Origin of the sequence: Kitasatospora sp. NPDC001261, assembly GCF_042896795.1 — a bacterium.
Lineage (GTDB): Bacteria > Actinomycetota > Actinomycetes > Streptomycetales > Streptomycetaceae > Kitasatospora.
Window position 1 is genome coordinate 21,543 of record NZ_JBIAXP010000029.1, and the last position, 19,825, is coordinate 41,367.

20 protein-coding genes are annotated in these 19,825 nt (G+C 75.1%); 12 read left to right on the forward strand and 8 right to left on the reverse strand.

What is annotated here, in order from left to right; translation table 11 throughout:
• The first annotated feature begins 17 nt into the window (after positions 1-17).
• The 3 genes from ACFY4B_RS32405 to ACFY4B_RS32415 all read left to right on the forward strand — a co-directional run bounded on the left by ACFY4B_RS32405 (position 18) and on the right by ACFY4B_RS32415 (position 2,664).
• Positions 18-821 (forward strand): MBL fold metallo-hydrolase, encoded by an 804-nt coding sequence (locus tag ACFY4B_RS32405; RefSeq protein ID WP_049655396.1) that lies wholly within the window; start codon positions 18-20, stop codon positions 819-821.
• A gap of 7 nt (positions 822-828) precedes the next feature.
• The gene (locus ACFY4B_RS32410; RefSeq protein ID WP_369808330.1) at positions 829-1,260 is read left to right on the forward strand and encodes a nuclear transport factor 2 family protein; all 432 of its coding nucleotides are present in this window, start codon (positions 829-831) and stop codon (positions 1,258-1,260) included.
• A 138-nt stretch (positions 1,261-1,398) separates the two neighbouring features.
• Entirely contained in the window at positions 1,399-2,664 is a 1,266-nt protein-coding gene (locus tag ACFY4B_RS32415; protein ID WP_387973985.1) for an NAD(P)/FAD-dependent oxidoreductase, read from the forward strand.
• A gap of 9 nt (positions 2,665-2,673) precedes the next feature.
• Here ACFY4B_RS32415 and ACFY4B_RS32420 read toward each other — a convergent pair whose 3' ends face one another.
• The gene (locus ACFY4B_RS32420; RefSeq protein ID WP_387973988.1) at positions 2,674-3,651 is read right to left on the reverse strand and encodes a right-handed parallel beta-helix repeat-containing protein; all 978 of its coding nucleotides are present in this window, start codon (positions 3,649-3,651) and stop codon (positions 2,674-2,676) included.
• Between the two features lie 199 nt (positions 3,652-3,850).
• Here ACFY4B_RS32420 and ACFY4B_RS32425 point away from each other — a divergent pair, with 199 nt between their 5' ends.
• Positions 3,851-4,270: a DUF3592 domain-containing protein gene (locus ACFY4B_RS32425; RefSeq protein ID WP_117492909.1), complete on the forward strand. Its 420-nt coding sequence runs from the start codon at positions 3,851-3,853 to the stop codon at positions 4,268-4,270.
• Between the two features lie 51 nt (positions 4,271-4,321).
• On the opposite strand, the gene ACFY4B_RS32430 is transcribed toward ACFY4B_RS32425, so the two are convergent.
• On the reverse strand, positions 4,322-5,002 hold the full coding sequence (locus ACFY4B_RS32430; protein ID WP_387973991.1) for a GPP34 family phosphoprotein: 681 nt from the start codon (positions 5,000-5,002) through the stop codon (positions 4,322-4,324).
• A 65-nt stretch (positions 5,003-5,067) separates the two neighbouring features.
• Positions 5,068-5,637, reverse strand: a complete 570-nt coding sequence (locus ACFY4B_RS32435) for a Clp protease N-terminal domain-containing protein (RefSeq protein WP_387973994.1) — start codon at positions 5,635-5,637, stop codon at positions 5,068-5,070.
• A gap of 183 nt (positions 5,638-5,820) precedes the next feature.
• On the opposite strand from ACFY4B_RS32435, the gene ACFY4B_RS32440 reads away from it, so the two are divergent.
• From ACFY4B_RS32440 to ACFY4B_RS32450, 3 genes are all read left to right on the forward strand, one after another.
• On the forward strand, positions 5,821-6,804 hold the full coding sequence (locus tag ACFY4B_RS32440) for a S1C family serine protease (protein WP_387973997.1): 984 nt from the start codon (positions 5,821-5,823) through the stop codon (positions 6,802-6,804).
• 356 nt (positions 6,805-7,160) lie between these two features.
• Positions 7,161-7,529, forward strand: coding sequence for an RNHCP domain-containing protein (locus ACFY4B_RS32445; protein ID WP_049655414.1), 369 nt, complete (start codon positions 7,161-7,163; stop codon positions 7,527-7,529).
• Between the two features lie 29 nt (positions 7,530-7,558).
• On the forward strand, positions 7,559-7,987 hold the full coding sequence (locus tag ACFY4B_RS32450) for an RNHCP domain-containing protein (RefSeq protein ID WP_387974000.1): 429 nt from the start codon (positions 7,559-7,561) through the stop codon (positions 7,985-7,987).
• 246 nt (positions 7,988-8,233) lie between these two features.
• Here ACFY4B_RS32450 and ACFY4B_RS32455 read toward each other — a convergent pair whose 3' ends face one another.
• Entirely contained in the window at positions 8,234-8,650 is a 417-nt protein-coding gene (locus tag ACFY4B_RS32455) for a hypothetical protein (RefSeq protein ID WP_387974003.1), read from the reverse strand.
• A gap of 6 nt (positions 8,651-8,656) precedes the next feature.
• Positions 8,657-9,211: a universal stress protein gene (locus ACFY4B_RS32460; RefSeq protein WP_387974006.1), complete on the reverse strand. Its 555-nt coding sequence runs from the start codon at positions 9,209-9,211 to the stop codon at positions 8,657-8,659.
• A gap of 282 nt (positions 9,212-9,493) precedes the next feature.
• Here ACFY4B_RS32460 and ACFY4B_RS32465 point away from each other — a divergent pair, with 282 nt between their 5' ends.
• The 3 genes from ACFY4B_RS32465 (at position 9,494) to ACFY4B_RS32475 (ending at position 12,778) form a co-directional block, all read left to right on the forward strand.
• A complete protein-coding gene (locus ACFY4B_RS32465; RefSeq protein WP_387974009.1) occupies positions 9,494-11,284 on the forward strand; it encodes an oleate hydratase in 1,791 nt (596 codons plus the stop codon).
• Between the two features lie 124 nt (positions 11,285-11,408).
• Positions 11,409-11,756, forward strand: coding sequence for a GntR family transcriptional regulator (locus tag ACFY4B_RS32470; RefSeq protein WP_074005740.1), 348 nt, complete (start codon positions 11,409-11,411; stop codon positions 11,754-11,756).
• Complete coding sequence (locus ACFY4B_RS32475; RefSeq protein WP_387974012.1) at positions 11,753-12,778, forward strand: DUF1648 domain-containing protein; 1,026 nt, start codon at positions 11,753-11,755, stop codon at positions 12,776-12,778. The genes ACFY4B_RS32470 and ACFY4B_RS32475 overlap by 4 nt, the downstream gene beginning before the upstream one ends.
• A 95-nt stretch (positions 12,779-12,873) precedes the next feature.
• Here ACFY4B_RS32475 and ACFY4B_RS32480 read toward each other — a convergent pair whose 3' ends face one another.
• On the reverse strand, positions 12,874-15,672 hold the full coding sequence (locus ACFY4B_RS32480) for a hypothetical protein (protein ID WP_387974015.1): 2,799 nt from the start codon (positions 15,670-15,672) through the stop codon (positions 12,874-12,876).
• A gap of 445 nt (positions 15,673-16,117) precedes the next feature.
• Here ACFY4B_RS32480 and ACFY4B_RS32485 point away from each other — a divergent pair, with 445 nt between their 5' ends.
• Both ACFY4B_RS32485 and ACFY4B_RS32490 read left to right on the forward strand, forming a co-directional pair.
• The gene (locus tag ACFY4B_RS32485; protein WP_387974018.1) at positions 16,118-16,867 is read left to right on the forward strand and encodes a hypothetical protein; all 750 of its coding nucleotides are present in this window, start codon (positions 16,118-16,120) and stop codon (positions 16,865-16,867) included.
• Between the two features lie 99 nt (positions 16,868-16,966).
• Positions 16,967-17,806, forward strand: coding sequence for an SAM-dependent methyltransferase (locus ACFY4B_RS32490; RefSeq protein ID WP_387974020.1), 840 nt, complete (start codon positions 16,967-16,969; stop codon positions 17,804-17,806).
• Between the two features lie 22 nt (positions 17,807-17,828).
• Here the strand turns inward: ACFY4B_RS32490 and ACFY4B_RS32495 are convergent, their stop codons facing one another.
• Complete coding sequence (locus ACFY4B_RS32495) at positions 17,829-18,497, reverse strand: response regulator transcription factor (RefSeq protein ID WP_117493086.1); 669 nt, start codon at positions 18,495-18,497, stop codon at positions 17,829-17,831.
• A 50-nt stretch (positions 18,498-18,547) separates the two neighbouring features.
• Complete coding sequence (locus ACFY4B_RS32500; RefSeq protein WP_387974023.1) at positions 18,548-19,798, reverse strand: sensor histidine kinase; 1,251 nt, start codon at positions 19,796-19,798, stop codon at positions 18,548-18,550.
• Between the last annotated feature and the right edge of the window lie 27 nt (positions 19,799-19,825).

Genomic DNA, 19,825 nt, shown 5'->3' on the forward strand with positions numbered 1-19,825 from the left:
GGAAGGACGAAAGAAGCATGAGCGCACTCGACTTCGAGATCATCGACAGCCCCGACAGCTCGCTCAACAAGACCTCCGTCCTGGTCACCGGCCCGCAGGACGCGCTGCTGGTGGACGCCGGGTTCACCCGCTCCGACGGGCGCCGGCTGGTGGAACGGATCAGGGCGAGCGGCAAGGAGCTGACCACGGTCTTCGTCAGCCACGGCGACCCGGACTTCTACTTCGGCGCCCAGGAGGTCCAGGACGCCTTCCCGCGGGCCCGCTTCCTGGCCACCGCCACGACCGTCGAGCACATCCAGGAGACGTACGAGTCCAAGCTGCGCGCCTGGGCCCACCTGGGCCCGGAGCTGCCCACCCGGCTGGTGCGGCCCGAGGTGCTGCACGGGGACGAGCTGGTCTTCGAGGGCCACCGCTTCGAGCTGCGCGGCGCCGACTTCCACCTGCCGGACCGGCACTACCTCTGGCAGCACCACCACCGGGCCGTGCTGGGCGGGGTGCTGCTCTTCGAGGGGCTGCACGTGTGGACCGCCGACACCCCGACCTCCGCCCAACGGGCCGCCTGGATCGACCTGTTGGACGGCATCGAGGCGCTCCACCCGACCTGGGTGGCGGCCGGCCACCGGATCGCCGGCGCGCCCACGGACCTGAACGCCGTCGACCACACCCGGGCCTACCTGCGCGCCTTCGAGACCGAGATCGGCCGGGCCGCGGACGCGGCCGCCGCCAAGGAGGCGCTGGAGCGGCGCTTCCCGACGCTGGGGCTGCGGATCGCGGTGGACATCGGCACCAAGGTCGTCATGGGCGAGATGGCGTGGGGGTGAGCGGACGGTGATCGAGATCCCCCGGGACGTCGCCTCCTTCGCCGAGTCGCAGTCCCCCGCCGACGTGGTGCGCCGCCAGTACCTGGCCTCCGCCCGGGGCGACCTGGCCGCGCTGCGCGCCACCCTGGCCGAGGACGTGGAGTGGACCGAGATGGCCGGCTTCCCGCTGGGCGGCACCTACCGCACTCCGAAGGGCGTCACCACCAACGTGATGGAGCGGCTGGCCGCCGACTGGGACGACTGGACGGCGCACGACGACAGCTACGTGGTGGACGGCGAGGACGTCGTGGTCCTGGCCCGCTACACGGCCGTCCACAGGGCCACCGGAAAACCGCTCGCGGTGCGGGTCGCCCACCACTTCACCGTGCGCGGCGGCCGGATCGTGCGCTTCGAGCAGTTCACCGACACCGCGCTGGTCAGGGAGGCGATGACGGCCTGAGGCCCGCACGGGACCCTCGCGACGCCCGCGTTCACTCGTACGGGCGAGCGCGGCGCGGCGCGCCAGGCGCGGTCTCGACAGACCACCCGGACGGCGGCAGGCTGACCCCGACCACGGCCGGAGAACGAGGAGTCGAGCATGGCGGGCACGGACACCGGGACCACCGGAGCGGACGGCGGGCGGCAGCGCCCGATCGTCGTCGTCGGGGCGTCCCTGGGCGGCGCGAAGGCGGCCGAGGCGCTGCGCGAGGCCGGCTACCGGGGCGGCATCGTCCTGATCGGCGAGGAGCACGAGCGCCCGTACGAGCGGCCGCCGTTGTCCAAGGGCTACCTGCAGGGCAAGACGCCCCGGGAGAAGATCTACGTCCACCCGCCGCAGTGGTACGCGGAGCACGACGTCACGCTGCGGCTGGGCACGGCGGTGGCCGCGATCGACCCGGCCGGGCACACCGTGACGCTCGCCGACGACGGCCGGATCGAGTACGCCAAGCTGCTGCTGACCACCGGCTCGGTGCCGCGCCGGCTGCCGGTGCCCGGCGCGGACCAGGACGGGGTGCTCTACCTGCGCCGGGTCGAGGACAGCGACCGGATCAGGGCGGCGCTGCGGCCCGGGGCCCGGATCGCGGTGATCGGCGCGGGCTGGATCGGGCTGGAGGTGGCGGCCGCGGCCCGCGAGGCGGGCGCCGAGGTGACGGTGCTGGAGGCGCTGGAACTGCCGCTGCTGCGGGTGCTCGGCCGGGAGGTCGCCCAGGTCTTCGCCGACCTGCACCGGGAGCACGGGGTGGATCTGCGCCTCGGCGTGAAGGTGGCCGAACTGACCGGCGAGGGCGGCTCGGTGACCGGCGTGAAGCTCGCCGACGGCACGACGGTGGCGGCCGACGCGGTGGTCGTCGGCATCGGCATCGCCCCCGCCACCGGCCTCGCCGAGGCGGCCGGGCTGGAGGTCGACAACGGGATCAAGACCGACCAGCACCTGCGCACCTCGGACCCGGACGTGTACGCGGCCGGCGATGTCGCCAACGCCTACCACCCGCTGTTCGGCAGGCACGTCCGGGTCGAGCACTGGGCCAACGCGCTCAACCAGCCGCAGACCGCCGCCCGCGCGCTGCTCGGGCAGCCGGACGCGGTGTACGACCGGGTTCCCTACTTCTTCACGGATCAGTACGACCTCGGCATGGAGTACGTCGGCTACGTCGAGCCCGACGGCTACGACCGGGTGGTGTTCCGCGGCGACCCGGCCACCCGCGAGTTCATCGCGTTCTGGCTCTCCGGCGGCCGGGTGCTCGCGGGGATGAACGTCAACGTCTGGGACGTCACCGACCCGATCCGCGAACTGGTGCGCTCGGGGCGGGTGGTGGACACCAAGGCGCTGGCCGACCCGAAGGTGCCGCTCGGGGACCTGTAGGGTCCGGCCTCAGCCCACCGGGATGCCGGGGTTCACCAGCCCCCGGCCCCCGGTGACGGTGTTGCCCGCGCCGATCGTCACCGTGCAGGTCGCCGCGTCGTAGTCGGTCACGTCGATCGCGTAGCGGTCCGGGCCGGTGGCGCCGGTGAGGTCGGAGCGGTTGCCCCGGAAGACGGTGCCGCAGCCCCAGCCCGGCCGGACGCTGTGGACCTGGTAGCCGTCGTCGGTGGTGCGCCGGCCGGTGTTGTTCTCGATGACGTAGCCGTTGCCCTTCACGTCGACCCAGGAGTCGTCGTAGTTGCGCCCGGTGAGGCCGTCGCCGTCGAAGGTGTTGCCGGAGACGAGGCCGCCGACGGTGCCCTCCTTGAGGTCGACGTTCTCGGCGCCGATGTTCGGGCCGAAGGTGTTCCCGGTGATCCGCACGTAGTCGCTGTGGTCGGTCAGGGTGTTGGCGGTGCCGACGTAGACGCCCTCGCCCATGCCGTCCCGGCTGAGGCCGGTGTCGTGGATGCGCGAGCCGCGCAGCGTGCCGTGGGCGCTGGAGTTGCGGAAGTGCACGCCCTCCATGGTGGTGTGATGGACCGTCACGTCGTCGAGGACCACGTAGTCGGCGGAGTCGGCCATGATGCCCTTCTGGGCCCCGGTGACGGTCAGCCCCTGGACGGTCCAGTAGCTCGCGCCGTCGAGGTGGAGGCCGTAGCCGCCGCCGGTGGGGGTGGTGAGGACGGCCTTCGCCGAGCCGGTGAGGGTGATCCGGGCGGCGGCGGTGCCGGGGGTGGTGGCCTTGAAGGTGCCGGTGTAGGTACCGTCGGCGAGCTGGATGGTCTGGCCGGGCGCGGCGGCGGCGAGCGCGCTCTGGAGCTGCTTGGCGGTGCCGACCTTGACCACGGCCGCCGGGGCGGCGGAGTCGGTGGCCACGGCCGCGGGGGCGGCGCTGCCGAGGGTGAGGACGGTGAGCGCGGCGAGGAGAACGGGGCGCCTGGTCACGGACGGTGCTCCTTGCGGTGGTCGGGGCCGGCCGGAGGACGGGGCCGGTGGCGACAGGAACATGCCGTCGCCCAGAGTGGACTGGACCATTCCGAGGCGTCAAGAGTGCCTCCCCGCGCGATACTGGAGCCCTGGGGGAGCCCCGGACAGGGTCGGTCAAGGTCAGTCGGGGTCGGACGGGTCGGACAGGGAGGCGGCGATGGGCGGCGGTACGGCCGGGTTCGCCGTGGTGGTGTTCGGTGCGCTGGGCGGCGTGGTCGCCTACCTCGCCGGGGTGGTCGGCCTGCGCGAACTGCGACGGCTGCGCCGGGTCGGCGTCCCGGTGCGGGCGCTGGTGCGCGAGCGCGCCGCGGCGCCGGAGGACCGCGCGCTGCCGCCGCGGCCGCTGCTCCAGTTCGAGACCGAGGACGGCCGGGTGGTCGAGGTCTTCTCCCCCGTCCCCTCCACCGCCCGCCACCCGCTGCCGGACGGCGGCTTCGTCCCGGTCCGCTACGACCCGGCGGACCCGCGGCAGGTGCTGGTGGACGGGCGGGAGCGCGCCGGACTGGAGTACGGGTTCCTCGCGCTCGGGGTGCTGGTGGTGCTCGGCTCGATCACCCTCGGCGCCGCGGTGCTCTGAGCGGTACGGCGCACGCGGGCGGGTGGGCCGCGCCCGACCCGCCCGACGCACTCACATGGTGGCCGCGGTGGTCGCCGCCACGGTGGTCGCGATGGTGACGGCGGCCATGGTGAGCTGCACGGCCCGGATCGCCTCGCGGACGGAATCGGCCGCCCCGTCACCGGCGGCGATCTCGGCGAAGCGCGGCTCGACCTGCTTGCGGGGCAGCTCGGGGAAGGCCAGCCCGTGCAGCCGGGAGCCGTGCAGCAGGGCCGCCAGGGCGGCGGTGCGCAGGTCCGGTTCGGCGCCGTCCAGCACCACCGCGGCCAGCCGCGCGCGCAGTTCGCGCTCCGCGCCGCCGTCCGCCTCCGGGTAGCGGCGGACCGGGAAGATGCCCAGCGCGCGGCGGCGCTCCTCGACCACCAGGCCGCGCTCGCACAGCCGCGCGACGGTGTCGGCGACCACCGTCGACCGGTCCCTGGTCAGCCAGTCGGCCGCCTTGGCCTTGCCGGAGCGGCGTCCGGCGGCCCACTCGTCGAGGCGGGCCAGCCGGCCGTCCACCAGCGGTTCGCCGGTCGGGGTGCGGTCGGTGACGGTGAGCCGGCCTTCCTCGATCGCGACCCGCTCGGCCAGCACCAGCTCGGCCAGGATGCCGCCCGCGGCGGCCCAGGCGGCGGTGGCGGCGTCCTTCGCCACGCCGGACTCGTCGTCCAGCGAGAGCAGCATCAGCTCCTCGGCGAGGGTGACGTGCATCGGGGTGTCCCTTCTTCTCGGCTTCTCGGCTTGTCGCGGCCACGCGGGCCCCAGGCGCGTAGCCCTCAGCCCCGCAGGGCGTCGACCAGGCGTCGGGCCCGGGTGTCCTCCTCCAACAACGCCCGGAGCAACCGATCAGTGCCCTGACCTGCGACGTCGGCCAGGTAGGCCTCCACCGAGCGAGGGTCGGCGGGCAGCGTCACCTCGCCGGAGTCGAGCGCGGCGTGCGCCCGGGCGTAGTCGAGGCCGAGACCGGCGAGCAGTTCGCCGGCGCCGTCCTCCTCCACCGGCCGCGGCTCGTGGCGGGCCACCTCGTGCACGGCCAGCAGGGCGAGCAGGACGTGCTCGGTGCCGGGCGTACGGCGTCCGAGGCGCTCGGCCTGGGCGTCGGCCTCCGGCCGGATCCAGGCCGCCGGACCGGACGGGCCCGGCTGCAGCAGGCGCTTCCAGCGCGGGGCCGGGTGGGCGCGGCGGGCCAGCAGCGCCTCCCGGGTGGGGCGCAGCAGCGGGTCGAGGACACCCGGCGCGGCCGGGTCGCCCGCCGAGACCGGCGAATCCGGTAATTCCGGTGGGTTCAACGAGTTCGGTGAGACCGGCGAGTCCCGCCGGTCCGGCTCCGGCACGGTCGTTTCCATCGGCCCTCCCACGACTGCGGCTTTACTCGGACTATACGCTCGCTTTTCCTTCTCTTGGGCATTTTCCGCACGTCAAGAAAGCGTCAGGACGGCGCCGGCTGCAGGCCCGGAAGACCGGGCGCCCCACCGTTGTTGCCATCTGGTGCCATCGTGAGAACCGCGCCCGCGAGAGGGGTGAGCACCATGGCCGACACGCTCCCCGGGCCGGGCCCGGTCCCCGAGGCGCAGGCGCCGCTGGACGCCTACTCCCGGGTCGTCACCTCCGTCGCCGCCGCGCTGACCCCGCGGGTCGCCGCGCTCCAGGTGCCCCGGCGCGGCCGGGGCGGCTGGTTCAGCACCGCGCCCGGCTCGGCGGTGGTCTTCACCGAGGACGGGTTCCTGCTCACCAACGCCCATGTGGTCGGCCACGCCGACGCCGGGACGCTGGCCTTCGCCGACGGCACCACCTCCCCCTTCCACACCATCGGCGCCGACCCGCTCTCCGACCTGGCCGTGCTGCGCGCCGACGGGCCCACCCCGTCGCCGGTGACGCTCGGCGAGGCGACCGGCCTGCGGGTCGGGCAGCTGGTCGTGGCCGTCGGCAACCCGCTGGGCCTGGCCGGGTCGGTCACGGCGGGCGTGGTCAGCGCGCTCGGCCGCTCGATCCCGGCCCGCTCCGGCAGCGCGGTGCGGGTCATCGACAACGTGATCCAGACCGACGCCGCGCTCAACCCGGGCAACTCCGGCGGCGCGCTGGCCACCGCGGACGGCGAGGTGGTAGGCATCACCACGGCGGTGGCCGGGAACGGGCTCGGCCTGGCCGTCCCGATCGACGCCACCAGCCGCCGGATCGTCGCCGCGCTGCTCGCCGACGGCCGGATCCGCCGCGCCTACCTCGGCCTCGCCGGGGTGCCCGCGCCCCTGCCGCCCGCCCCGCGCCACCGCACCGGGCAGCGCACCGGCCTGCGGATCGTCGAGGTGGTGCCCGGCGCGCCCGCCGACCGCGCCGGGCTGCACGAGGGCGACCTGCTGCTCACCGCCGCCGGGGAGCCGATGGGCAGCGCCCAGGCGCTCCAGCGCCTGATGCTGGCCGACGCGATCGGCCGCCCGCTCCCGCTCACCGTCCTGCGCGGCGAGGCCCTGGTCGACGTGCTCGCCGTCCCGGCGGAGCTGCCCGCCGACGACTGACCGGGAGCCTGGACCGTCGGCAGGGCCGGGGCCGGGACCGAGCGCCGACGGCATCCTGGTCACCTCCATACCGACATCGTGCGCGCCCTTATGTCCGGCGCCGCAGCGAGGGCCGGAGCGGGGAGAAAACCGTTGGCGCCCGGGCGACCGGCGTGATTAGGCTGACGCCGTTCCGTACCGATCGACCCGGGCTGCCGCCCGACCGGAGAGGGTGTCTTGATGTCCCGGATCGCGCCGAGTGCGCCTCGCCACCGTCCGACGACCACCGTCTGACGAGCATCGCCTGACGACCAGTCGAGGCCGCTCGGCCTGCTCTTGCTGCCACTGCACGAACCCCCCAGCAAGGAGCACCCCGGGTGTCCAGCACCTCCAGCACTCCCCCCGTTCTGAAGACCTCCACCTTCGCCTGCGCCTGGTGCGGTCTGACCGTCTCCACCTACGCCGCCGACGGCACGCGGCGCAACCACTGCCCGTCCTGCCTGCACTCCCAGCACGTCCTCGACCACGTCGAGGGCGGGCCGAGCGACTGCCTGGGCCGGATGTCGCCGATCGCCATCGCCGTGCTGCGCACCGGCGACTGGACGGTCGTCCACCGGTGCGTGCGCTGCGACGAGCTGACGTCCACCCCGGTCTGCACGGACGACAACCAGCTCGTCCTGATGCGGATGGCCGTCCGTCCGCTCGCCCAACCGCCGTTCCCGCTCGAAGCGTTCGGCACCCTCTGAAGCGCGCCCGGAAGAGGGAGGACCGAACCATGCCACGACGCAAGAACACCGGCGGCGGGGGTCGGCGGGACCGCCGCCCGCAGCGGTACAAGGACGTCCTGCACGGGCAGGGCGGGCACCGGGCGCACGCCTTCCGCTGCGTGGACTGCCGGTTGGACGTCCCACTGGACGCCCCCGGCACCGCCCACCGCAACCACTGTCCGAACTGCCTGGCCAGCCGTCATGTCGACGGCCGGACACCCGGCGACCGGGCGGCCGGCTGCGGCGGCCGGATGACCGCGCTGAGCCTGTCGGTCCGCGCCGACGGCGAGTGGATGATCATCCACCAGTGCCTGTCCTGCGGCGAGTTGAGCGCCAACCGGATCGCCGGGGACGACAACGCCCTGGCCCTGGTCCGGCTCGCGCTCAAACCCTTGCGGGACACCACCGTGGCGCACCGCACGATGCTCGCGCTGTAGGCGCGCGTCCCCCGCGCGTCCCCGCGCGCCCCCGTGTCTCCGACCGGGACGCGCCTATGACCGGGGCGCGCGGGGCGGTCGCGGCGGGCCCGTCCGTACGGGCGGGCCCGCTGTCCGAACCGTCGACCGCTCCGCGCGCCCGGCCACCTGTCCCCACCGGTTCACCGGGGGGCTCCGGATACCGGCCGGAGCCCCGGTTTCTCGGCGCGGTCCGTCCGTACGGGCGGACCGTTCACGGGCCGCGCCTCAGACCGGGCGGTCCGGGCGCAGCAGCGCCACCCGCACCGAGTGGCGCGGGAGGGCGGCGGGCAGGGCGGCCAGCAGGGCGGCGGCGGTGAACACCGCGTAGTGCCCGGCCTCCACCCACGGTCCCGCCCAGCCGAGTTCGCCGTGGTGGTGCTCGGCGAAGGCGTTGCGGCAGAGCCAGGCGGCCAGGCCGATCAGCGGCGCGGCCGCCGGCCGGGAGCGGCGGCCGACCAGGGCGCACAGCGCCAGGTAGCCGACGTACGGCAGCGGGCCCGAGTGCAGTTCGCCGAGGACGCCGAGCACCAGCGCCACTCCGCCGCCCGCGAGCAGCGCCACGCTGCCCGCGGTGCCGGCCGACAGCCGCTCCAGCACGGGGTGGTAGCGGGTGCCGCCGGGGCGGGCCGAGTACATCCGCACCGCGGACTACCGCTCCGCCGCGAGGAGTTCGGGCGCGGGCCCGACCGGCAGGTGCCAGCGGGTGCGGCGGTGCAGGGCCTCCAGGTCGTGCAGCAGCTCGGGGGCCGGGACGGTGAGCACCGGGCAGCCGGCCCGCCGGGCGCAGTACGCGGGCACCGCGCGCCGCAGCCGGCGGCGCAGCGGGCCGCCGCTGTGGCCGAGGACCAGCAGGTCGTCCGGCCGGTCGGCGATGTGCAGCAGGGCCGGGCCGGTGTCGCCGCGGACCAGCACCGGGCGCGTCGGCACGCCGGGGCCGGCGCCGCCGAAGGCCGCGTCGAGGGCGTCCCGCAGGCGCTGGTCGGCGGCCTCCCGGACGGCGGCGAGCAGCGGCGGGCAGGGCGAGCGCCGGTAGCCGTGTTCGCCGCCGGGGGGCTCCCAGGCGAGCACCGGCACCAGGACGGCGCCGCGGTCGCGGGCCTCGGCGGCGCCCCGGTGCAGTGCGGCCAGGCTGCCCAGCGAGCCGCTGACCCCGACCACCACCCTGGGTGCCGCGCCGTCCTCGTGCCGCCCGTTGCCGTGCATGTTCCGTCCTCGTGTGGTCGTGTTCTCCGTCGCCCCCCAGCCAACCGCCGTGCCGGGGCTGACCTGCGCTCCTTGACGGCTTCCTGACGTCCCGGAGGGCGTTCCCAACGCGCTCCATACGCGGCCCGCCGGGTTCCCGCGCCGCCGGGACCACCTGCGTCTCACCCGTTCGGCCTACTCAGCGGGCGAAGATCACCGCCGGATGGGTGGATGGAGACGGCCCGCCGGGATTCGGCATGCCCGCCGGGCGGTTCGATGTCGAACGTTCTAGGGAGCACGGGCTTGTACTACAGCAGCGGCAACTACGAGGCGTTCGCCCGGCCGAGGAAGCCCGAGGGGGCCGACCGCAAGCGGGCCTGGTTCGTCGGGTCGGGGCTCGCCGCACTGGCCGGGGCGGCGTTCCTGGTCCGGGACGGCCAGGTGCCCGGCGAGCGGATCACAATCCTGGAGCGGCTGAAGCTGGCCGGCGGCGCGCTGGACGGGATCGAGGTGCCCGAGAAGGGCTTCGTGGTCCGCGGCGGGCGCGAGCTGGAGGACCACATGGAGTGCCTGTGGGACCTCTTCCGCTCGGTGCCCTCGCTGGAGGTCGAGGGCGCCTCCGTCCTCGACGAGTTCTACTGGCTCAACAAGGACGATCCCAACTTCTCGCTCCAGCGGGTCACCGAACGGCGGGGCCAGGACGCGCGCACCGACGGCCTGTTCGCGCTCGACGACAAGGCGCAGAAGGACCTGGTCCGGGTCTTCCTCGCGACCCGGGAGGAGCTGGAGGGCAAGCGGATCGACGAGGTCTTCTCGCGGAACTTCCTGGACAGCAACTTCTGGCTGTACTGGCGCACCATGTTCGCCTTCGAGGAGTGGCACGGGGCGCTGGAGATGAAGCTCTACCTGCACCGCTTCATCCACCACATCGGCGGCCTGCCGGACCTGTCCGCGCTGAAGTTCACCAAGTACAACCAGTACGAGTCGATGGTCCTGCCGCTGACCCGCTGGCTGACGGACCAGGGCGTGCGGTTCCGCTACGAGGTCGAGGTCACCGACATCGACTTCGACCTCGCCCCCGGCAGCGACGGCTCCCCCGGCCGCAAGCAGGCCACCCGGATCCACTGGCGGGAGGCCGGCCGGGAGGGCGGGGTGGACCTCGGCCCGGACGACCTGGTGTTCACCACCATCGGCTCGCTCACCGAGAACTCCGACGACGGCGACCAGCACACCCCGGCCCGGCTGGACGAGGGCCCCGCCCCGGCCTGGGACCTGTGGCGCCGGATCGCCGCCAAGGACCCGGCCTTCGGCCGCCCCGAGGTGTTCTGCGGCAACATCCCGGAGAGCAAGTGGGAGTCGGCGACCGTCACCACCCTGGACCCGCGCATCCCGCGCTACATCCAGAAGGTCGCCCGGCGCGACCCGTTCGGCGGCGGCGTGGTCACCGGCGGCATCGTCACCGCCCGGGACTCCTCCTGGCTGCTGAGCTGGACGGTCAACCGCCAGCCGCACTTCAAGCAGCAGCCCGCCGACCGGATCGTGGTCTGGGTCTACTCGCTGTTCGTCGACCGACCCGGCGACTTCGTGAAGAAGCCGATGCAGGACTGCGCGGGTGAGGAGATCACCCAGGAGTGGCTGTACCACCTGGGCGTCCCGGTCGGCGAGATCCCCGACCTGGCCGCGAACGCCGCCCGCTGCGTGCCGGTGATGATGCCGTACGTGACGTCCTTCTTCCTGCCCCGGCACGCGGGCGACCGGCCGGACGTGGTGCCGGAGGGCGCCGTCAACTTCGCCTTCATCGGCCAGTTCGCGGAGACCACCCGGGACTGCATCTTCACCACCGAGTACTCCGTGCGCACCGGCATGGAGGCCGTCTACCGGCTGCTCGACGTCGAGCGCGGCGTGCCCGAGGTGTTCAACTCCACCTACGACGTGCGCAAGCTGCTCGCCGCCACCACCCGGCTCCGGGACGGCGCCGAACTCGACCTGCCCGGGCCGGAGTTCCTGCGCAAGCGGCTGCTGCGCCGGCTGGAGGCCACCGAGATCGGCGAGCTGATGCAGGAGTTCGGGCTGATCGAGGACGAGCGGAGGTAGCCGGAGCGCGCTGTCGGCGCTGACGGCGGTGGGGGCGGGTCCTGGGACCCGCCCCCACCGCTGCCCGTTCCGCCGTCCCGGGGCCGTGGCACCAGACGTGAATGGTGCTATCGTCACTAGCACCATGTTGCTGAAGCTGGACATCGGGGACACCCGACCACTGCACGAACAGGTCGCCGGCGCGATCAGACGAGCCGTCGCCGAGGGCGAGTGCGCCCCCGGGGACAAGCTGCCCCCGGCCCGGGAGCTCTCCCGGGCCCTGGGGGTGAACACCAACACCGTCCTGCGCGGGCTGCGCACGCTGCGCGACGAGGGGGTGCTGGAGTTCCGCCGGGGCCGCGGCATCACGATCGCGACCGGCGCCGACACCCGCTCCGAACTGGTGGACCGGGTACGGCAGTTGGTCGAGGACGCGGCCCGGGCCGGCTACAGCAGGAACGATCTCGTGGACATGATCAGGGGGATGTCGTGACGGACTCGGGGAACACCACGGAACCGACCACGGAGCCGGCCGCCGCGCGGCCACCGGCGCCCGGTGGCGCCGTCTGGGCCGCGGCGGCCTGGTCGGTCGGGGTGCTGGCGCTGCTGGTCGCCCTGCCGCTGGTGGCGCGCCACCGGCTGCCGGACCCACTGGCCACCCACTGGGGCGGGCGGGAACCGGACGGCTCGATGTCGCTGACGGCGGCCACGGTCTTCCCGGCCGCGTTCTGGGCGGTCCTGGTGCTGATCTCGATGGTCCTGCGGCGGTACTGGGCCGGCCGGACGCCCGGGGTCGGGTCGGCGATGCTGGCGGCCGGCGGGGTGCTGCTGACGGGGGCGCAGGCCTCCATCGTGCACGCCAATCTGGACCGCGCCCGCTGGCAGGACGCCGCCCCGATGGGCATCGAGGTGGTCCTGATCCTGCTGGCCACCGGCCTCGCCGGGCTGCTGGCGGTGCTGGCGGGCCGGCGCTACGGCGGCCGTCCGGAGCGGCACCCGGCGGCCGGGGCACCGGCGCTGGAGGTGCCGCCGGGCGAGCAGGTCGTCTGGCTCTCCCAGGCCGCCAACCCGTGGCTGCAGCTGTCCGCCGCGGTGCTCGGGCTGCTCTCGGTGGCGGGGGTGCTGCTCACCGCGAGCGGGGTCGTCGACCTGGACTGGGTGCTGGTGCTGCCGCTCGCCGTCGGCGCCCTCGCGCTCCTCGGCTGCTCCTCGGTACGGACCCGGGTGACCGAGCGCGGCCTGACCGTCGGCTTCGGCCCGTTCGGGTGGCCCGCCCGCCGCTGGTCCCCCGCCGAGCTCGACTCCGCCCGCGCCGAGCGGCGCACCGCCGCGCAGTCGGGCGGCTGGGGCTACCGGATCAACGGGCTCGGCACCACCGTGATGGTGCGCCCGGGCGTCTGCCTGGTGGTCCGCACCCGTCGGGGCACGGACTTCGCGGTCAGCGTCGACGACGCCGAGCGCGGGGCCGCACTGCTCAACGCGCTGATCGCCCGCACCCGGCAGCCCACCGGCTGAATCGTTTCGGCAGCGGGGTACCCGGCGGTCCGGTCACCACGACCGGGCCGCCTCGCCGTTCCCGCGCCCCCTCGCCGCACTCACCCCCGCTCCCCTCAGGACTCCCCCGCGCGCAGTTCGGTGGCGATCTGCCGCCGTCCGGCGACCAGCGTCTCCAGCACCACCCCGAGGCAGGCCACCAGCGTCAGGCCCGCGGTGGGCAGCAGCACCGGCAGCGGCGCGGGATCGAGGGAGCCGCCCGTCCCGGCCCCGACCAGGGTCGAGAGGTCGAAGGCCGGCCCCAGCAGGACGGCCGCCAGCACCGCGACCCCGGCGCCGCCGACGGCCGCCGCCAGGGTCCGCGGCAGCGCCTCGGCGATGATCAGCGCCAGCCCCTGCCGTGGCCGAAGGCCCATGGTGCGCAGCCGGGCGAGCACCGCCGTACGGTCGGGCGTGGCCCGCAGCAGCGTCAACAGGACCGCGAGGACGGCGAATCCGGCGCTGGCCGGGGCCGCGTACCAGAACAGCCGCCCGGCGGCCTGCTGCAACGGGTCGTCGGCGAGCTGTGCGGCGTACTCGCGGCTGCTGCCGACCCGGTAGGCGGGCGGCAGTCCGTGGCTGCCCCGGCCGGCCGCCGCGGCCTCGTCCGCGATCAGCTTGTCGAGGCCGGTCGGCTCGACCAGGCCCCGCTCCAGGAGGAGCGACCTGATCCGCCCGGGGTCGAGGCCGTCGCCGACGGCCAGCCACCCGGTCCACCGGCCGAGTTCCGGCAGGCGTTCCACGGCGGGGCCGCTGGGCACCACGACGAACGGCTGCTCCGGCTCCGGCAGTGCCGGGGTCGCGGTGACGATCCCGGCGACGGTGGTGCGCAGTTCGCTCGCGGTGGACAGGTGCAGCGTCGGCGCGCCGGCGGCCAGGCGCGCGGCCAGGTCGCGGCTGAACAGCGCGGGTACCGGGGTGTCCGGGCCGCCGGGGGTGCCGGCGAGCTTCGCCGGGTCGAACGCGCCGGCCCCGAGGGTGCGGGCGATCGCGGCGTACGCGGTCGGCTCGGCGACCACCAGGGTCACCTTGGTGTAGTCGTTGGGGCCGGCGCCGACGAACCGCGCGCGCTGGTCCACCCGGACCGCGGTCGCGCTCCGGGCCTCCGGGAGTTCGCCCACGGCCTTGAGGAACGGGTCCGGCAGGGTCGCGTAGTCCGGGACGGAGACGGCGATGTCGCCGCCGGTCGCGACCCGTCCGGCGTGCAGCCTGCCGTGGTCCACGGAGGCGAGCAGGGTGGCGCCGAAGCCGGTCGCGGTGACGGCGATCAGCAGGGCGAGCAGCGGCAGCGCGGAGGGCCGGCGGCGCCCGGAGCCGTCCCGGGCGGCCCGGGCGAGGCCGAGGAAGCCGATCAGCCCGCGGCCGCGGCCGACGAGCGCGGCCAGCCGGCCGGTCGCGACCGGCTCGATCCGCGCCAGCAGCAGCCCGCCGGCGACGGCGAGCAGCAGCGGGGCGGCCACCAGCAGCGGGTCCACGCCCCGGCCGGAGTGGCCGACGCCGCGCCGGCGGACCTCGGCCACCGCCACGGCGGTGACGGCCAGCAGCGCGAGTTCGCCGACCACCCGGCGCCCGCGGCCGGTCGGCCGGGGGCGGTCCCACAGCAGGGCGGCGCGGGCCGGGAGGGCGAGCAGCGCGAGCAGGGTCGTGCCGAGGCCGGCCGCCACCGCGAGGCCCCAGCGCGGGGTGGGCAGCAGCACCAGGGCGAGCACCGCCCCGAGCGCGGCGGCGGGCAGCACGGTCACCGCGCCCTCGCCGAGCAGCCGCAGCAGCACCCCGCCGCGCGAGCCGCCGCGGGCCCGGAGCAGCCCGAGTTCGGCGGCGCGGCGGTCGGTGCCGAGCGCGGCGGCCAGGCAGAGCACCACCACGGCGACGCCCGCGACGCCGGCCGGCCCGATCGCGCTCAGCGCCATCGCGGCCCGGTAGCGCTCGGCCGCCCGGTCGAGGATGACGGGCAGCGTCGAGACGGACCGCAGGTCGGCGCGCCCGGTCGCGTCGGCCAGGGCCGCGACGCCCGGCCCGGACACGAGGGGCAGGACGTCGGCGCGGGTCCGCTCCAGCCGGTCGGCGCGCAGCGAGGCGGGGTCCACGGCCACCCGCCAGAAGTTCTGGACGGACGTGCCCCAGCCGGTCAGCCCGGCCAGGCTGTCGCCGTCGACGAAGCCGGTGGCCCCCAGCCAGTTGCCGTGCTCCAGGTCGATGTTCAGGCAGGGGCGGTCCGGGCAGCCGAGGCCGGTCCAGAACGGGTCCAGCGGGTCGTTGACCCGGAACAGGCCGGTCACCACGGCGGTCCGCCGGCTGTCGGGGCCGGTGCTGCCGCTGTCGACGACGTCACCGACCTTGATGCCGACCAGTTCGGCGGCCGTCCGGCTGACCATCACCGGCAGCGGGGCTCCGGCGGTGGCGGGGCCCGGGCGGCTGCCCTCGGTCAGGGTGACCCGGTCGGCGAGGCCGGCCAGGTGGGCCAGGGAGAGCCTGGGCGGGGCGCTGTCGCTCACCCGGCGGTAGCCCGGGTTGAACATCGGGACGGAATCGGTCACGGAGCCGTGCGCCAGGCCCGCCGGGGACAGCGCGAGCTTCCCGCCGACCCGTTCGACGAGCTGCCGGTCGACGGCGTCGAGGTCGGCGGCGGTGTCGCTCGGCCGGGCCTTGGAGGAGAAGTGCAGGCTGGTCGCGTGGATGCCCTGCCGGTGCACGTAGTCCCGCAGCGCCGCGTCCGCGCCCCGGTCGGTGACGCGGGGGACGGCCACGGACAGCAGGACGGTGACGAACGCGAGGGCCGCCGTCAGCAGGGCGGTGCCCGGGTCGGCGCGCAGCCGGGTGCGGACCCAGTGCGCCGGGCGGTGGGCGGCCCCGGGGGTGCCGGCCTTGGCGGTCACGTCTCCTCCACGAGGCGCAGCAGGACGGCGGCCGCCGGAGGGGCCGCGGGTGGACGCGTCGTGCGCGCACCGCGCACGGATCACCGGCGACCGGTCGCCGGACGATGCTGTCAGATCCGATCACCGATCGGAAGGGAATGGTACAGATCGATCCCGGCTCGTCCAGGCACGGTTGGGGCTGGTGGGGGCCGCTGTCCCGCTCTCCGCACGGGAGTTGAACCGTCGGGCCCTCCGGGTCCGTAGTGGATGGTCGTCCGGGATGCTCCGGACGGTCATCGGGGGTCTAAACCGCTCAAATCGGTGGTGCTTCGAACGCCAATGCGGGTACACCAGTTGACGGTCGCTCAGGTGTGGGGCGGCGCCCGTCCGACGCCGCCCCACCCCGTCCCGCGCGGCCGGAGGACGAGCGGGCCCACGCGCCCGTGCGAAAGGCAAGGAGGCGTCCGTGACTCACGACGTGCGCACGCAGAACTCCCCCGCTGTCCGGCGGAGCACCCAGGACGATCGGACCATCGCGATCCTGCGCCTCGGCGTCGGCCTGATCGGCATCCTGCTGCCGGTGGCCCTGCCGTTCGGCAACTGGCTGGCCGCCGAGCTGACGGGGCGCGGCACCGACGGCTTCTGGCCGAACTCGATGAGCGGCGCGTACTACACCGACACCCGGAACGTCTTCGTCGGCGCGCTGTGCGCCCTCGGGGTGTTCCTGATCTGCTACCGCTTCGACCGACGGGACGACCGCTGGAGCACGGCGGCCGGGTTCTTCGCGCTCGGGGTCGCGCTCTGCCCGACGTACACCGGGGGCGGGTCCGGCCTCGACCGCACCGTCGGGGTGTTCCACCTGGTCTTCGCCGGCCTGCTGTTCGTCATGCTGGCGGTCTTCTGCCTCTACTCCTTCCGCAACCCCCGCTCCGCCCAGCCGGCCCGGGTGGGCACGGCGTACCTGGTGGCCGGGGTGGTGATCCTGGCCGCCCTGGCGCTCTCGCTGCTGGCCGGGGTGACGGGCGTCGGCTCCGACTGGCCGGTGCGGCCGCTGTACCTGGGCGAGTGGCTGGCCACCTGGGCCTTCGGCCTCGCCTGGACGGGCGCCGCCCTCGAACTCGCGGCGCACGGGCGGCGCGACGCCGACAGCGCCGTGGTCCCCCGCCAGCCGGGCGCCGACGCGCTCGACCCGAAGCACCCGGAGGCGCACGCCTGAGACCCTGTCATTCCCGTGCGGCGGGCGACCGTTACCATGCGCACCATGAACCGCCACCAGGGCGGTTGGTGACGGATGCCCAGCGGCGGGAGAACGAACATGGCGAACGAGGTCCGGGCAGAGCACGGTCCGCGCGAGGACTACCCGTCGGTGGACCTGCGGATGGACGTTCCGCACTCCGCCCGGGTCTACGACTACCTCATCGGCGGCAAGACCAACTTCGAGGCGGACCGGGTCGCGGCGCACGCCTCGGTGCGGGCCTGGCCGGCGCTGCCGACCTCGATGCGCACCACCCGCGAGTTCATGCAGCGCTCGGTGCGCAGACTCGCCGAGCAGTACGGCGTACGGCAGTTCCTCGACATCGGCACCGGCATCCCGACCTCGCCGAACGTGCACGAGGTCGCCCAGGCGGTCGACCCCGAGGCCCGGGTCGCCTACGTGGACAACGACCCGATCGTGCTGACCCACGCGCGGGCCCTGATGGACAGCACGCCCGAGGGCCGCACCTGTTACGTGGAGGCCGACTTCCGCGCCCCGGAGTCGATCATCGGCAACCCCCGGCTGCGCGAGGTGCTCGACTTCTCGCAGCCGGTGGCGCTGTCGCTGATCGCGATCGTCCACTTCGTGCTGGACGAGGACGACCCGCAGGGCATCGTGCGCCGCTTCATGGACGCCCTGGCCCCCGGCAGCTTCCTCGCCCTGACGGTCTTCACCGGGGACACCGACCCGGTGGGCGTGGGCGGCGTCGGCCGCGAGTACAACGCGCGCGGCATCCCGCTCCAGATCCGCGACAAGGCCGAGACGGAGGCCTTCTTCGACGGCTACGAGCTGCTCGACCCGGGCGTCACGCTGGTGCACCACTGGCGGCCGGACGCCGGTGCCGCGCCCGTCCGCGACCAGGACATCGCGATGTACGCGGGCGTGGCCATCAAGCGCTGAATCGTTTCTGCGGCGGGCCCGGTCAGCCGGACACCGAGACCAGGCCCGCCTCATAGGCCAGGATGACCAGCTGCACCCGGTCCCGGGCGTCGAGCTTGGCCAGCAGCCGGGTCATGTAGGTCTTGACGGTCGCGATGCTGAGCACCAGTTCGGCGGCGATCTCGGTGTTGGACAGGCCCCGGCCGACCAGGGTCAGGATCTCGCGCTCGCGCCCGGTGATCGCCGCCAGCCGCCGCTCAGCTGCGACGGCGGCGACGGCGGCGGCAGCAGCGGTGACACCCCGGGCACCCGGCCCCGGCCCGCCGGTCCCCGACCGCGACGGGCGGCCCCCGACGAACGCCCCGATCAGCCGCCGGGTGACGCCCGGCGCGATCAGCGCGTCCCCGGCGGCGACCACCCGCACCGCGCCGAGGATGTCGTCCAGCGCCATGTCCTTCACCAGGAAGCCGGACGCCCCGGCGTGCAGCGCCGCGTACACGTGCTCGTCCTCGTCGAAGGTGGTGAGCACCACCACCCTGGTCGGCCCGCCGTCGGCGGTCACCAACCTGGTCGCCTCGATGCCGTCCATCCCGGGCATCCGGATGTCCATCACCACGACGTCCGGCCGCAGTTCGGCGGCCAGCCGGACGGCCTCCGCCCCGGTGCCGGCCTCGCCGACCACCTCGACGTCCGCCGTCTCCGCGATCACCATCTCCAGCGCGGCGCGCACCAGCGGCTGGTCGTCGACCAGCAGGACCCGGATCACGCGCCCACCTCCCCGGCCGACGAGCCCGACGAACCCGACGAGCCCGGTACCGACGCCGATACCGCCACCGGCACCGGCAGCCGGGCGGCCACCCGGAAGCCGCCCCCGGGCAGCGGCCCGGCCTCGAACTCGCCGCGCAGCAGGGCGACCCGCTCCCGCAGCCCGGCCAGCCCGAACCCGCCGCCGGCCCCCCGGACCGGACCCAGGCCCCTCCCCCGGTCGGTGACCTCGACGGACAGCTCCCCCGCCGTCCGGTGGTCCACCGCCACCACACAGGCGTCGGTGTCCGCGTGCCGCACCACGTTGGTGACCGACTCCTGGACGATCCGGAAGGCCGCGAGGTCCACCTCCGGCGGCAGCGGCCCCGGTTCGCCGCGCCGCCGCACCTCCACCCGCACCCCCGCCGCGGTGGTCGCCCCGGCCAGCCGGTCGAGGTCGGCCAGGCCCTGCGGCACCGGGGCCGAGGCCTCGCCGTCGGCCTCCCGCAGCGCGACCAGCATCCGGCGCAGCGCCGCCAGGGTGTCCCGCCCGGCCGCCTCGATCTCGCCCAGCGCCTGCTTGGCCCGCTCCGGCCGACGGTCGATCACCCGGCGGGCGGCGCCCGCCTGGAGGGCGACGATGCCGAGGCTGTGCGCGACGGTGTCGTGCATCTCGCGGGCGATCCGCAGCCGCTCGGCGGTGACCGCCTCCTCGGCCGCCCGGGCGCCGAGCACCGCCGCGTGCTCCCGGTTCTGCCGCCCCGAGCGGCCGACCAGCCAGGCGACCAGCGCGAGCAGCGCGGCGCCGTCGGCCGAGCCGATGTGGGTGCCGGTGAAGATGCCCACCGTGTTGCCGTGCACCATGCCGATGTGCGCCACCAGGAGGGCCATCACCAGCGTGAAGGCGGCCCGCGAGGTGCGGCGCGGCCGGGTCGCGGTGATCAGGCAGAGCGCGACGTCCACGGCGAGCAGCGCGCCGGGCGGCACCTGGGCGCCGCCGGCCCACCCGTCGGTCTCGGTGAACGCGGCGATCAGCAGCAGGACGACGGAGAGCACCGGCAGCCGTCGCACCAGCGCCGCGCCCGCGAAGGCCACCACCGTGTCGGCCAGGGTGAACGCCCAGCCGCCGTGCGCGGCGGCGCCGGGGTGCTGCGAGGCGTCGCCGCCGAGCCGGACGGCGGGGTAGCCGGCGGCCACGCACCAGGCGAGGCCGACCCAGACCTCGGGCGGGACGCGCCGGAGCAGCGGCGGGGAGGGCGTCGATGACATGGTCCAAGATCGTAACGACGGTCCGGC

Coding starts and splice junctions, on each gene's coding strand:
- ACFY4B_RS32490 (WP_387974020.1), top strand. CDS start 16,967: ATGGCGAACGAGGTCCGGGCAGAGCACGGTCCGCGCGAGGACTACCCG.
- ACFY4B_RS32460 (WP_387974006.1), bottom strand. CDS start 9,211: ATGCACGGCAACGGGCGGCACGAGGACGGCGCGGCACCCAGGGTGGTG.
- ACFY4B_RS32500 (WP_387974023.1), bottom strand. CDS start 19,798: ATGTCATCGACGCCCTCCCCGCCGCTGCTCCGGCGCGTCCCGCCCGAG.
- ACFY4B_RS32495 (WP_117493086.1), bottom strand. CDS start 18,497: ATGGTGATCGCGGAGACGGCGGACGTCGAGGTGGTCGGCGAGGCCGGC.
- ACFY4B_RS32440 (WP_387973997.1), top strand. CDS start 5,821: ATGGCCGACACGCTCCCCGGGCCGGGCCCGGTCCCCGAGGCGCAGGCG.
- ACFY4B_RS32430 (WP_387973991.1), bottom strand. CDS start 5,002: ATGCACGTCACCCTCGCCGAGGAGCTGATGCTGCTCTCGCTGGACGAC.
- ACFY4B_RS32405 (WP_049655396.1), top strand. CDS start 18: ATGAGCGCACTCGACTTCGAGATCATCGACAGCCCCGACAGCTCGCTC.
- ACFY4B_RS32425 (WP_117492909.1), top strand. CDS start 3,851: ATGGGCGGCGGTACGGCCGGGTTCGCCGTGGTGGTGTTCGGTGCGCTG.
- ACFY4B_RS32435 (WP_387973994.1), bottom strand. CDS start 5,637: ATGGAAACGACCGTGCCGGAGCCGGACCGGCGGGACTCGCCGGTCTCA.
- ACFY4B_RS32415 (WP_387973985.1), top strand. CDS start 1,399: ATGGCGGGCACGGACACCGGGACCACCGGAGCGGACGGCGGGCGGCAG.
- ACFY4B_RS32470 (WP_074005740.1), top strand. CDS start 11,409: ATGTTGCTGAAGCTGGACATCGGGGACACCCGACCACTGCACGAACAG.
- ACFY4B_RS32450 (WP_387974000.1), top strand. CDS start 7,559: ATGCCACGACGCAAGAACACCGGCGGCGGGGGTCGGCGGGACCGCCGC.